A 13,192-nucleotide genomic window follows, 5' to 3' on the forward strand; every position below is an offset into this window, starting at 1 on the left:
GCAATGAATTTTTTGCGTTAAAAAATCAGAATAAATGAATTTATTACTGCCTTGATCAAGGATATTCCTAATCAAATAAATTCTTCTGAGGCAGTTTTGCTGTCTTGGGAATTGTTAGGTCGCAACCCAGTCTTTGATTTAATTTTTCAATGAAATAAGCCGATAACAAAGGAGATTCCAGTTCCAAGTTTTGATGAACGAAAAAATGAATGTTTTGTAGTCCTTTTGCTTTCCAATCAGCTAGTTTGTTGACCCAGTCATCCAACCTGTTATAATCTGAGGCATGATTGGCACCCACATACCTGATGAAAGCCTCATTATTGGTCAATCGCATGTGCATAATATCGCGTCTGCCTGCGGTGTCTACTAAAACATTGGCAATATTGTTCTCTTCCAATAAGTGATACAGTTCTTGAGCCACTTTTTCATCTGTAAACCAATCTGTGTGCCGAAACTCCATTGCCAAGGGAAACTCTTTTGGCCAATAGTTTACAAACTGCACTATCCTATCCCAATTTTTTGGTCCAAAGTTATTGTGCATCTGCAAGAAAATAGTACCCAGTTTATCCTTTAATTGTGCTGTGACTTCCAAATATCTATCAACAATGTCATACACTTTGTCGTTCAATCTTCTTAGATGGCTCACTTCATTGGTCATTTTAGGAAAGAACTTGAAACCCTCTGGGGTTTTATCATACCATTTTTGGTACTGTTCAGCCGGAAAAATTCTGTAGAACGTGGCATTTAATTCAATGCAATTAAATTGAGACGAGTAATAGGCAAGTTCATCTTTGGTACCCCTTGGGTAAAAGTTTTTTAAGTCCTGTCTGTTCCATTTGGCACAGCCCACATAGATATCGGTTTTTTTGCTTTTAGGGGTATTTGAAAGCAATACTTCCGTATCTGGGTGATTATTGGGAATGGTAAAATCTATTAATTCAGGATGGTCTACTTTTCCGAATTTCATGGATATAGTTTAAGTCAACACGAATTTAAAAATAAAGGTAAGAAAACAACTTGTAGCAATGGTGTATTCAAATACAATCAATAGTATCCAAAAAAACTGAAACTCCGAATCAACCATATAATTTTGGCTCATTAAAAGCTCGAAAATCCAATTGCGTTACACTTCTTAAAAGTCTAATAAAATCAAAGCGTTTTATCCAAATTCTTTCAATCCTTTTTGTACAATTTTACTGTTTTTCATAGTATATATTTCTTACTTTTAAATTAAAATAAACAGGAATGAAAAAAGCTGCTTTTTTGGCTACAATTTTGGTACAATTTGGTATTTCTGCCCAATGGACGGACAACGGAACTAGTCTTACTACAATAGACAATGTTGGGATAGGCATAGATAATCCATCACGAAAATTGCAGATTAATGCTTCATATAGCACCGCACAAATTCAACTGAATAGAACGGGTTCGAATCTAGGAAAAGTAGATTTTGGTGTGGATGGAAACGGATTGCACTTTTGGCTGGGGGGATATGATGCTTTTGGAAATGAGGAATTTTTTCTTGGAATGAATGGAGACATTGGCATTGGCACAAACAATCCTTCACAAAAACTTCAAATTGATGCTCTTGACCGTACTGTCCAAGTTCAGTTAAATAGGGTTGGAAACAATCCTGGGAAAGTAGATTATGGGGTCGATGCTAATGGTCTTCGATTTTGGATAGGAGGTTATGATGGTTTTGGTAATGAAGAGTTTTTTCTTGGAATGAATGGAGATGTAGGCATAGGAACCAATTCTCCAGACGCCAAACTAGCCGTCAACGGTAATATTCATACAAAAGAGGTAAAAGTAGATTTGGTAGGCTGGCCAGATTACGTATTCGAAAAGGAATATAACCTACCAACGTTAGAGGAAGTTGAAGCTCATATAACAGAAAAGGGGCATTTACAGGATATCCCCAGTGCCAAGGAAGTTGAAGAGAACGGTATCAAACTCGGAGAGATGGACGCCAAACTGCTCCAAAAGATAGAGGAACTCATGCTCTATACGATACAACAGCAAAAGGAGATTGAAAAGCTCAAGAAACAGAACATGGAATTACTGGATGATATCAAAATGCTAAAGACAACTAATTAGTTTACACTTTTTTTGTCATTTTTAATTACAAACACTTCATAGAATATAAAACATTTCATAATGAAAAAAGCTACTCTTTTAGTTACAGTTTTAATTCAATTTGGTCTTAATGCCCAATGGACGGACAACGGAACCAGTATTACTACAAATGATAATGTTGGGATAGGAATAGACAATCCAAATGCTCCACTGGAAGCCCAAGATGAGATTCGGGTTAGACTAGCTACAATTTCCATTACCAAAAATGTGGTAGGGATAGTACCCTTAGGGTACAGTAGTCCCACTGGGGCAATGAACTGGAGCTTACGAGGAGTGTACCAGTATTCGAACGGGGTCGATAATAATACGGATGGAGGCGATTTGGATATTATCAAATCCTTGGACCGAAATACTATTTTGGCGACAAAAACAGATGGAACCCCATTAGGAAACGTTGGGGTTGGAATAACAAATCCAAATGCTTCGTTGGAAGTCCAAGATGAGATACAAGTTAGATTGGCAACAAACTTTATCACAAAAAATGTAGCCAGAATAATACCTTTAGGATACAGTGGTCCCACAGGAGCCATGAATTGGAGTTTGAGAGGCGTATATCAGTATTCGAACGGAGTTACCACTAATACGGATGGGGGCGATTTGGATATTATCAAATCCTTGGACCGAAATACTATTTTGGCGACAAAAACAGATGGGACCTCATTAGGAAACGTCGGGATTGGCACTATAAATCCTGATGCCAAACTAGCCGTCAACGGTAATATCCATACCAAAGAAGTAAAAGTAGATCTAGTGGGATGGCCAGATTACGTGTTCGAAAAGGAATATAACCTACCAACGTTGGAAGAAGTTGAAGCTCATATAACGGAAAAGGGACATTTACAGGATATTCCCAGTGCCAAAGAAGTTGAAGAGAACGGTATCAAACTTGGAGAGATGAACGCCAAACTGCTCCAAAAGATAGAGGAACTCATGCTCTATACGATACAACAACAAAAGGAGATTGAGGAACTAAAACAAGAAATTTCTGGGTCAAAAAAGCAAAAGAGTTAGAAATAGGTATTTTTCTAATCTATAGAATTTACCCCGTGGTCCTGGCTTGAATCTAACATCAAGATAAAAAGGTCTAGTTTCTTGGCCCTTTTAGCGAAGCGTTCGTAGTTCTAATACTTAGGCTCTGCCACGTATCTCTTTTCCCAAATTTTAGTGAGATAAGACAAGACAACAGGTCTAGCCCTTAAAAACACCCCTGTTCATAACATCGTTAAAAACTATTGGTGCTTCTAAAACTATGCAGTTTGTGATTACGTAACTTTAATAAAACTTACGACCATGGATTCAAGATCCAAGAATCTTTTGGACATTCGTCCAGAGATTGCACAAGCTCGGCTACATGATAATATGAGCCGCGATGAGCGTTTTCAAAATAAAACTTTACGTCCAGTCATCAAATTTCAGAATCTCTTGCTCATAGAGGTTTTTAGAAATTATATTGATAAACACAAAGGCGCATTTTACGATCTTTCCTTGGAAAAAAGATTGGAGTTTATTGAAAAATCAATCCAGAAGGATATCAAGTTCCGTAATTCGCTAAAAGGGATAATCATTGGGCAGTTTACTGTTGAAGAGTATCAAAACTACATTCAAAATTCCTCTGCGCTCAACAAGCGTATGATGAATATGGTCATTGAGCGGATAAAAGACCAAGTGCAATTATTGGATAACGCAGTATTAGTCTAAGATGGATTCCCCGTTAAGATTGGTGGTCAAAATATCGCTCATCAAATCAAAATAAGGTCTAATGGCCTTGAACGATTCATCCAACGTTTCAATAAATGAATCGGACAGTACTTCCGTATCTGAAAAGTTTTTGATAAAGATGAATTGTTTCTTTTTTATTAAATCGATATCGGGATGCGCTTTGTCAAAACCTTTGGGAGCCGTTTTTACTTCATCGCCCTCTAATGCGCCCCAAACCTTTTTAAACGCTTTTTCATTTATGGTTTCCCTAAATTCCGATGCATCCATCTCCAATTCTTTCCGAATACGAAGCAAATCCTCCTTATTTGGATTCCAAAAGCCTGTCGCAATAAATGAACCCCCAGGTTTAATATGAACGTAGTATCCGCCCCTCAAATGGGCGCCCAATCTTGAGAAGGAACCAGCAAAATGCGTTTTGTAAGGTGTCTTGTCCTTTGAAAAACGAACATCCCGATAAATACGGAACATTTTCATTTTTTCAATGTCATCATGTACATTCAGTTTCTCTTGTAGCATGGTATAAAAGGATTTAACTTCGGCTTCATATTTTTTAAACGTGGCTTTGTTCGCTTCAAACCAATCTTTATTGTTGTTTTTTGCCAACTTTTTTAAAATGTCCAAAGTTTCTTTGGTAATTCTAGAATTCTTCACAGTGTGGAAAGGATGTGTTATTTTTAAGCTAAAGTTAACGATTTCATCCAGTGAAGGTAATGGATTTAGTTATTTTTAATTTTTTAATCAGGTAATGGACAAAGAATCGATAATCGCTGCTTTAAAAAAGCACAAGAAATTACCCTATTTAGACTATAGGCTAAAAGAAGAGACAGAACATTTCACCAACACCCTTTTTTATACACTTTTTGATGTAAATACACCTGTTGCCAACAATCTTGATGCATTAGGTGAAAAATTCAGCCTACTTGTGGAACTGGCCTGTTGGGATTCTAACAAACCTTGCACAAAGGTATGGGAACATTATATTCAGTGCTTACCTGGAATCTTGGAAAAACTTAACTTTGACGCCAAGGCCATCTTGGATTGTGATCCAGCCTCTTTATCCATTCAAGAGGTATATATGGCCTATCCTGGGTTTTATGCCATTGCCATATATAGATTGGCACACGAACTCTACAACCAAGGATTTCCTTTGGTTCCACGATTAATGACAGAATATGCCCATAGACAAACTGGTGTGGACATCAACCCCGGGGCACAAATAGGGGAATCGTTCTTTATAGATCATGCCACGGGAGTTGTCATTGGCGAAACAGCCATAATCCATGACAATGTAAAAGTATATCAAGGTGTTACGTTGGGTGCACTCTATGTTGCAAAAGAGTTACAGAAAGTAAAAAGGCACCCCACAATAATGTCCAATGTCACCATTTATGCGAATGCAACAATTTTAGGCGGGGAAACCATTATTGGCGAAAATTCCACTATAGGCGGTAATGCTTGGTTGACGGCTTCGGTTCCTGCCAATTCAACCGTTTTTCATACGCCAGAAATAAAAATAAAGACCGTTTCCAATGTCCAATAGCATTCTTGATTTAATAGGCAATACGCCTCTGGTCGAATCCAAGGTTTTGAATACCAATCCTAATGTGAAATTATTGTTCAAGCTAGAAGGACACAATCCAGGTGGTAGTGTAAAGGACAGACCAGCTCTGAACATGATACGGGCAGGCATGGAACGGGGCGAGATTACAAAAAACTCAAAACTAATTGAAGCGACCAGTGGAAATACAGGTATCGCCCTAGCTATGATTGCCGGAATCTATGGGCTTGATATTGAGCTTGTGATGCCAGAAAACTCTACAAAAGAACGTGTACAGACCATGAGAGCATATGGTGCCAAGGTCACTCTAACCTCTGCTGATGTTGGTATAGAAGGTTCTCGTGATTATGCTGAAAATAAAGTTAAAAATGAGGGGTGCCAAATGCTCAACCAATTTGGGAATGATGATAATTGGAAAGCGCACTATAAAACCACTGGACCAGAAATCTGGAAGGATACAAATGGACAAGTCACACATTTTGTTTCGAGTATGGGTACGACCGGTACGATCATGGGGACCTCAAGCTTTTTAAAGGAAAAGAATTCTGATGTTCAAATTGTCGGTGTCCAACCTACGGATGATTCGAGAATTCCGGGAATACGAAAATGGCCTGAAGCATATCTGCCTAAGATTTTTAATCCCAAAAAGGTAGATACGGTAATGGAAGTGAGCCAGGAAGAAGCACACCAAATGGCTAAAAGATTGGCTAAAGAAGAAGGTATTTTTTCTGGGATGAGCAGTGGTGGTGCAGCTACCATTGCACTTCGCTTGGCAAAATCCCTAGAAAGTGGAACTATTGTTTCTATTGTCTGTGACAGGGGCGATAGATACCTATCTTCCGATTTATTCGAATAAACTACTATAGTTCCTCTTTGATTCCTTTTCGAAAAGCTTCAAATTCTATCAAGTTATTGTGGTTTCCATTTTTAATGGTGTACATTTTTTTATCTTCACTTGATATGGCAACGTATAATTTTTTGCCTGATTCATAAGAAACAACATTGTCAAGTGTTCCATGAAAAATACGAACAGGAGCCGATACGTTTTGAATATACTCAAATGAAGTCATTTTATATTTTAAAACGTGTTTGACGGGTAAAAAGGGGAAACGATTTTGAGCTTCATCCAACAAACTATAAAAAGGAGTTTCCAAAATCAGTTTTTTTGGCTTGTTATTGGATGCTAAATTGGTTGCAATACCAGACCCCAAGGAACGACCATAGACAACAATACTATCTTCTTCATAGAAGTCCAGTGCATAATCATAGAACAATTGCGCATCCTCATACAGTGCCGATTCGCTTAGTTTTCCGGTACTTTTTCCATAGGTCCTATAATCCATGACAATTACGTCATAGCGCAATTCCACAAATGAAGAAGCAATGTTCCCCCATCTAGATAAATCGCCCGCATTGCCATGAAAATATAGTATCAAGCCTTTTGGATTCTCTTGCTTAAAATGTAAGGCGTTTAATTTAGCGTCGTCTGTACCCTCCAAAAAGAGTTCTTCAAAATTTTGGGTAAACGAGTATTCGTAGTCAAGAGGAAGTTTTGAGGGTAGAAAAATGAGTTTTTCTTGAAGAAAATAAAGCATCGCTATAAGTAGTAAAAATAAAGATAAGATGGATAGCCCAAAACGTCTAAGCTTTTGCATTGGCGCGTTTTGAAGAGTGTTTAACATTAATACTGGAACCTTCTAGATCCACTTTCTTGGGTTTTGTCGTAATGATTTCTGTCAGCATGGTATGATACGATTCAAAAGTGTTTAAATTTTTGTGTCCCCCTCCTATTACCGTGTAAAGTTTGGTAAGCTCAGGTTTAATTTTTGAGAGTTTGACACTTGTTTTATAGGGTATTAACTTATCATCCGTGCCGTGGATAATATGAATTGGGCAGTTTACATATTTTAACCATTTGTAAGTTGGCATTGGAAATTTTATCAGTAAAGAAAGTGGCATAAACGGAATAAACTTTTTTGCGACTTTGCTCAAACTATAATAGGGAGCATCCAATATCAACATACGGGGATTGTTCATTGAAGCTAATTTTGCAGCGAAACCTGAACCCATGGAACGACCATAAAGTATAATGTATTTTTCAGTCACTTTATCTTTGAGCTTGTTATAGATTACCTGCATATCACGTTTTACCGCTTTCTGTGTTCTTCTCCCCGTACTCTTGCCAAAACCGCGGTAATCTACCATAATGACATCATAACCATGACGCGTGAAATCGACAGCAAACTTCCCCCATCCTTTTATGCTTTTTGAATTCCCCTTTAGATAAAAAACTATTCCCTTGGGTTTTTCCGATTTAAAGTGCAATCCATTGATAACGGCCCCGTCCCTTGTCTCAACATTATACTCTTCAATTACCTGATTATCGTAATGGAACTGAAAATCTTTGGATAATTTTTCAGGCTTAAATAAAAAGTAATCCTGTAAAAAATATAGCAAAACACTGATCACCAAATAGCTTGTAATAACAATCAACAAAATGTAAAGCCAGTTTGGCATGTAGCTAGTTTTTGTTTCAAAATACAAAAAAACTTTTTAGTCAATGCTACTGTGCTATTTTTCAATACATTAAAAACCGGCATTTTAATACCGTTGATTACTGGATAAAAAGCTCCTATCCAAATGCCATTTTTAATACTTGTTTGTCAGATGAACCAACATTTTTGGTTACATATCGATTTGTTTCTAGCTTCTGAATTCTAATCCTTTTATTTACACCATGTTAACTGGCACAAATTTGAAAATGATATGAAATCGCTATCCAAAACTTTTAATTGGAAAAGAACCAATATTCTTATCGCCGTAGTTTTACTAATATTGATTGGATTGAATTTTTACGGTCCCTATACCAATAAGTTCTACATTTTTAAGCTAAGTAATTATATTTTACCGCTGCTCAGCATAGTACATTTCTTGTATATGTACGTAATTTGGTTCAAAATAAAGGAAGAAGAGATTCCTGATCCCCAAATGAGAAATCTTGAATATGGACTTTATGCAGTATTACTCTTTTACATATTCAAGATGTATGACGTGATAGTAGTTCTGGGTTCTTCTTCACAATACCAACAACATTTAATTGCACCTATATTTAAACCTATGGTTTTGCTTTCCATTGCTTTATACGGTTTATTGATAGTATTGACACTATTCTCCTTTTGGCAACGCAAGCACTATATTGGTGGGTACAATTTTGAAAAATACAACGATATCAATATTTGGCAATAACGTTATAATCCCCTTATATAACTACCATAAAGATCTTTAAACTGATAACCTTCGGTAAAACGGTTTTTGGTCAATTTTTTATGTGCGACCAATCCCCAAAGCAATAACTCTTTCATAAAGTAGGAATCTTCTTTTGAAATAGCTGGTTGATGGTCGGCAATGAGTTTATTTAAGGGTTTAACAGCATCCAATTTGGTCTTGTACTCATCATCTGTGTCTTCGTCCAGAAGTTCAAAGCCTTCACCATCAAAAAACCAATGGATCAAATCGTCATATGCAGTTTCGGCATCTTTACGTTCTAATTTTGCAATCTCTGGAAAATAGTTGGGGAACAAAGACTTTATGGCATCTTCAATAAGGATTTCTGCTACAGAGCCTGCACCTTCTTGTTCGCCCTCATAAACCAATTCTATTTTTCCAGTGATTGATGGAACCACGCCCATAAAGTCGCTCAAACGTACTGTGGTCTGCTTTTCCCCAGACCTAATGATTCTCCTCTCAGCAGTACTCAAAAGATTCTCAAATGCGGTGATGCTCATCCTTGCACTCACACCACTCTTAGCATCTACATATTCACTATTACGTGCCTCAAAACTGATTTGTTCCAAAACATCCATGGCAATTTCGGGTACTTGGATACTATCTTTTTGCCTTCCGTCCAATTGCGCTTCTTGCTTTGTTATCTTTTTGGCAATTTCCAATGAATCTGGGTAATGGGTCAATATTTGTGAGCCAATCCTATCCTTTAAAGGGGTAACAATACTACCTCTATTGGTGTAATCTTCAGGATTAGCGGTAAAAACGAATTGTAGGTCCAAGGAAAGTCGCAACTTAAATCCACGAATCTGTATATCTCCCTCTTGCAGTATGTTAAATAAGGCCACTTGTATTCTTGCTTGAAGGTCGGGCAATTCATTAATAACAAAAATACAACGATTTGCACGTGGAATCATACCAAAATGAATGACCCTGTCATCCGCATAAGATAATTTTAGGTTTGCTGCTTTTATGGGATCAATATCGCCTATCAAATCAGCAACAGTCACGTCTGGTGTAGCCAATTTTTCATAGAAGCGCTCATCCCTGTGAATCCAATCAATCGGGGTATCATCACCTTTTTCTTTGATGAGTTCAGTCGCATACCTAGAAATAGGTTGAAATGGGTCATCATGGACTTCAGAACCTTCTACAACTGGAATCCATTCGTCCAGCAATTGCACCATCAACCTTGCTAAACGTGTTTTTGCCTGACCTCGCAATCCTAATAGATTGATATTATGTCTGGACAAAATCGCACGCTCCAGTTCTGGAATCACGGAATTTTCATATCCCCAGACCCCATGAAAAGTATTTTCGCCTTGGGCTATTTTCTCCAACAGATTTTCTCTTAGCTCGTCTTTTATGCTCTTGGATTGGTAGCCTATTTTTTTTAGTGCGCCTAAAGTTGTTATTTTTTTGGTATCTATTTTCATTCCTCTTTCAATCAATTTTTATAACATTCCACCCTTCGACAGGCTCAGGGCGACAGTTTTTTGTTTATTTCTAAATTTGTGCTCCGTATTCCTACTTCGCACTTACTTTATCCTTTTTCTTCTATTTTGTTCGTAATCTTCAAATATCATTTCACCAAGACCCTTTAATCCCGTATAAAATGCTTTCCCTTTATTGGCCTGTGTAAACTGCCGTACAAATTGCATAAGATAAGGGTCTTGTGCAATCATAAACGTAGTAATGGGTATATGGAGTTTTCTGGCTTGCTGCGCCATTGCGTAACATTTCTCCACGATATGATCATCCAGTCCAACACTGTTTTTGTAATAGTCCCCGTTTGGAAGTCGCAGACAAGATGGCTTTCCATCCGTAATCATAAAAATCTGCTTATTGGTGTTTCGCTTACGCCTGAGCATATCCATTGCCAATTGCAATCCGGCTACAGTATTGGTATGGTAAGGGCCTACTTTCAAATATGGTAAATCCTTAATTGGAATGGGCCAGGCATCATTACCAAAAACCAAAATATCGAGGGTATCCTTAGGATAACGCGTGGTAATCAATTCTGCCAGTGCCATAGCAACTTTCTTGGCCGGGGTTATTCTGTCCTCACCATATAGAATCATACTGTGGCTTATATCGATCATCAGTACAGTGCTCATCTGTGCTTTGTACTGCGTATCCTCTACCACCAAATCGTCTTCATTTAACGAAAAACTGTCCAATCCATGATTGATTTGTGCATTTTTAAGACTTTCCGTCATGGAGATATGCTCTAGGCCATCCCCAAAACGATATTCCCTAAACTCTCCTGTATGTTCATCTCCCCTACCTGATTTTCCAGTTTTATGATTACCAGAACCACTTCTTTTAAGCTTACCAAAAATTTGGTCCAATGCGCGTTGCCGAAGCATCCGTTCCAATTTAGCTGTTATCGAAAGGTTTCCGCTACCGTCACCTTCTTCTCCATCACCTTCTCCTTGTTTCGCATCGTCGTCAAACTCCTCTCGAATAAATCCTTTTGCTTTTAAATCTTCTATAAAGTCGTCGATAGTGTAATCATCATCGGTAAGTTCATATTCTTTGTCCAATTCCCTGAGCCAATCCAAGGCTTCTTCGACATCACCGGAAGTATGCGTAATGAGTTCTTGAAAAATCTCAAAAAGTTTTTCAAACGGGGTTTGATTAGGTGCTTCGTATGTAGTAAAACGAAATCCTTTTCTTGTATTCATAGCCATTACATAAAATTAACACTTTCTGCTTTATGATTACCGCTTTAATGAAAACTTAACTTTATTCAAAGTTCAAACACAAATTCAAGTTTCAAGTTTCAAGTTTCAAGTTTTAAGTTCAAACTTAAGCTTACGCTCTCGTATTTGATTTCAATGATATGATTTTAAAAAAGAGTTTACTTGATTCTATTACATTTGTTGGGATGGATAGAGAACTATGTTTGGGCTTTTACAATACTGCTCCGCTTTGGGTGAATGAACAATTTGGGATTGAACAATTTGAATTTCCTGAGCTTTTACTAACTGAATTTGAGTCTGAAACTATTAACGAACGCTTACGCCTAGGGCATCAAATGGAAATTGTTTTTGAACAATTGATTTCATTTTCGGAACAGTGGAAAATTCTAGCTAAGAATCTATTGATTGATGAAGGTAAAATACGCTTGGGTGAACTTGATTTTATCTTGAGGAATATAGAAACCGCTCAAGTGTATCATATAGAGCTAGCCTATAAATTTTACATTGTCAATCCAGATATTTCAGAACCAATTCACCGTTTAATGGGACCGAACAAACGCGATATGTTCTTTACCAAACTGGATAAATTGAAGGAAAAACAATTTCCTTTGTTATATAATGCTGCATTACATGATAAGCTGCAAGAATTAGAGATAAACCCCATTATTGTTATTCAACAGGCATGTTTTAAAACACAACTTTTCGTTCCTTATGGCGATAGTAACATTTCTATCCGCCCATTAAACAATAAATGTATTCAAGGGAGCTGGCTTAGGTTTAACGATTTTAACTCAGAAACGTTTAGGAAGTTTGAGTATTACATTCCTTTTAAAAAAGAATGGGTCATTACCCCTACATCAAATCGAAAATACACATCTCACTATGCAGCACTCCTTGAAGTCAACCTAAGCATGCTAAAAGAAAATGCGCCAATGCTCTGGGTAAAAAAACCAGACGGAACTATTGAAAAATTATTTGTGGTTTGGTGGTGAAGGAAATAACCCAAAAGCTCGTTTTAGAGATTACACAATACCTGATATTTATAAAATAATGTTGTTTCCATGCAACCCTTAAAAATTTAAATTGTCTTTAATAAAAACCAATACCTATGCTTAATACTACTGTCCAATTTATATTGCTACTACTATTCTTGCACTTTGGTTTACAACTAAAGGCACAGAAGGATTCCATGGACTATATTGAATTCAATGATCGCAAGAATGTGGTGCACGGGGTCTATTTAGGAGTAACTGGGCATTACGGAGAGTTAAAAGGGATATCAACCTATGGTGTCGGTATTAAATTCGCTTATGTGGCCAATCGAAAATTTGAGATTGGTTTAGCGGCAAATGTCCTACAATCTGATCAAGAGTTCATTACCGTTGTAGATATTGACAACAAACTTATTGGAGCTTATCTGGGCGCACATTTAGAACCTATATTCTTTAGTAAAAAAAGATTGAATTTATCAGTGCCTTTGTTTGTCGGTTTTGGAGGTATAGGATATACTACTGGGAACAGTGACGATTTTAGTGAGGAATTTATAGATAGGGAATTTGAGAATGTGAATAACATTTATGTGATTGAACCAGGAGTAAGTGTACTTTTTAACATCTCTAGATATCTACAATTAGAAGCTGGTGTCAAATACCGTTTTACCAATAAAATAGACCTTGCCACTAGCCCAATTACAAGATTAAATGGTTTTTCTACTGGTATTGGCATCAAAGTAGGAATCTTCAATATGGGGCGAAACCGTTACAAAAAGAACATTTCCGAATAAGAATGGTAC

At 37.2% G+C, this 13,192-nt stretch carries 14 protein-coding genes; 8 read left to right on the top strand and 6 right to left on the bottom strand.

What is annotated here, in order from left to right; genetic code table 11:
• Positions 1-67: 67 nt before the first annotated feature.
• Positions 68-967 carry a DUF72 domain-containing protein gene (locus tag LV716_RS16775; protein ID WP_163418927.1) on the bottom strand — a complete coding sequence of 300 codons (900 nt, stop codon included), beginning with the start codon at positions 965-967 and terminating at the stop codon, positions 68-70.
• A gap of 278 nt (positions 968-1,245) precedes the next feature.
• Here LV716_RS16775 and LV716_RS16780 point away from each other — a divergent pair, with 278 nt between their 5' ends.
• From LV716_RS16780 to LV716_RS16790, 3 genes are all read left to right on the top strand, one after another.
• A complete protein-coding gene (locus LV716_RS16780) occupies positions 1,246-2,097 on the top strand; it encodes a hypothetical protein (RefSeq protein ID WP_163418928.1) in 852 nt (283 codons plus the stop codon).
• A 60-nt stretch (positions 2,098-2,157) separates the two neighbouring features.
• Complete coding sequence (locus LV716_RS16785) at positions 2,158-3,147, top strand: hypothetical protein (protein WP_233759172.1); 990 nt, start codon at positions 2,158-2,160, stop codon at positions 3,145-3,147.
• 279 nt (positions 3,148-3,426) lie between these two features.
• Complete coding sequence (locus tag LV716_RS16790; RefSeq protein ID WP_163418929.1) at positions 3,427-3,834, top strand: glyoxalase; 408 nt, start codon at positions 3,427-3,429, stop codon at positions 3,832-3,834.
• Here the strand turns inward: LV716_RS16790 and LV716_RS16795 are convergent.
• Positions 3,826-4,506, bottom strand: a complete 681-nt coding sequence (locus LV716_RS16795; protein WP_163418930.1) for a DUF2461 domain-containing protein — start codon at positions 4,504-4,506, stop codon at positions 3,826-3,828. The two genes, LV716_RS16790 and LV716_RS16795, sit on opposite strands and share 9 nt — an antisense overlap.
• A 94-nt stretch (positions 4,507-4,600) precedes the next feature.
• Here LV716_RS16795 and epsC point away from each other — a divergent pair, with 94 nt between their 5' ends.
• On the top strand, positions 4,601-5,395 hold the full coding sequence (gene epsC, locus LV716_RS16800) for a serine O-acetyltransferase EpsC (protein ID WP_163418931.1): 795 nt from the start codon (positions 4,601-4,603) through the stop codon (positions 5,393-5,395).
• Positions 5,385-6,269, top strand: coding sequence for a cysteine synthase CysM (gene cysM / locus LV716_RS16805; RefSeq protein WP_163418932.1), 885 nt, complete (start codon positions 5,385-5,387; stop codon positions 6,267-6,269). Before epsC ends, cysM begins: the two co-directional genes overlap by 11 nt.
• A 4-nt stretch (positions 6,270-6,273) precedes the next feature.
• On the opposite strand, the gene LV716_RS16810 is transcribed toward cysM, so the two are convergent.
• Both LV716_RS16810 and LV716_RS16815 read right to left on the bottom strand, forming a co-directional pair.
• A complete protein-coding gene (locus LV716_RS16810; protein ID WP_163418933.1) occupies positions 6,274-7,068 on the bottom strand; it encodes an alpha/beta hydrolase in 795 nt (264 codons plus the stop codon).
• Complete coding sequence (locus LV716_RS16815) at positions 7,055-7,930, bottom strand: alpha/beta hydrolase (RefSeq protein ID WP_163418934.1); 876 nt, start codon at positions 7,928-7,930, stop codon at positions 7,055-7,057. The genes LV716_RS16810 and LV716_RS16815 overlap by 14 nt, the downstream gene beginning before the upstream one ends.
• Positions 7,931-8,179: 249 nt before the next feature.
• Between LV716_RS16815 and LV716_RS16820 the strand changes: the two genes are divergently transcribed.
• Positions 8,180-8,659 carry a hypothetical protein gene (locus LV716_RS16820; RefSeq protein ID WP_163418935.1) on the top strand — a complete coding sequence of 160 codons (480 nt, stop codon included), beginning with the start codon at positions 8,180-8,182 and terminating at the stop codon, positions 8,657-8,659.
• Positions 8,660-8,661: 2 nt separating this feature from the next.
• On the opposite strand, the gene LV716_RS16825 is transcribed toward LV716_RS16820, so the two are convergent.
• Positions 8,662-10,131 (bottom strand): magnesium chelatase, encoded by a 1,470-nt coding sequence (locus tag LV716_RS16825; RefSeq protein ID WP_163418936.1) that lies wholly within the window; start codon positions 10,129-10,131, stop codon positions 8,662-8,664.
• Between the two features lie 102 nt (positions 10,132-10,233).
• Positions 10,234-11,388: a VWA domain-containing protein gene (locus LV716_RS16830; RefSeq protein WP_163418937.1), complete on the bottom strand. Its 1,155-nt coding sequence runs from the start codon at positions 11,386-11,388 to the stop codon at positions 10,234-10,236.
• 152 nt (positions 11,389-11,540) lie between these two features.
• Here LV716_RS16830 and LV716_RS16835 point away from each other — a divergent pair, with 152 nt between their 5' ends.
• Both LV716_RS16835 and LV716_RS16840 read left to right on the top strand, forming a co-directional pair.
• Positions 11,541-12,392, top strand: coding sequence for a DUF1853 family protein (locus tag LV716_RS16835; RefSeq protein WP_163418938.1), 852 nt, complete (start codon positions 11,541-11,543; stop codon positions 12,390-12,392).
• 116 nt (positions 12,393-12,508) lie between these two features.
• The gene (locus LV716_RS16840; protein ID WP_163418939.1) at positions 12,509-13,183 is read left to right on the top strand and encodes a hypothetical protein; all 675 of its coding nucleotides are present in this window, start codon (positions 12,509-12,511) and stop codon (positions 13,181-13,183) included.
• Positions 13,184-13,192: the final 9 nt, after the last annotated feature.

The sequence above is a fragment of the Flagellimonas sp. HMM57 genome (assembly GCF_021390175.1).
Taxonomy (GTDB): Bacteria; Bacteroidota; Bacteroidia; order Flavobacteriales; family Flavobacteriaceae; genus Flagellimonas.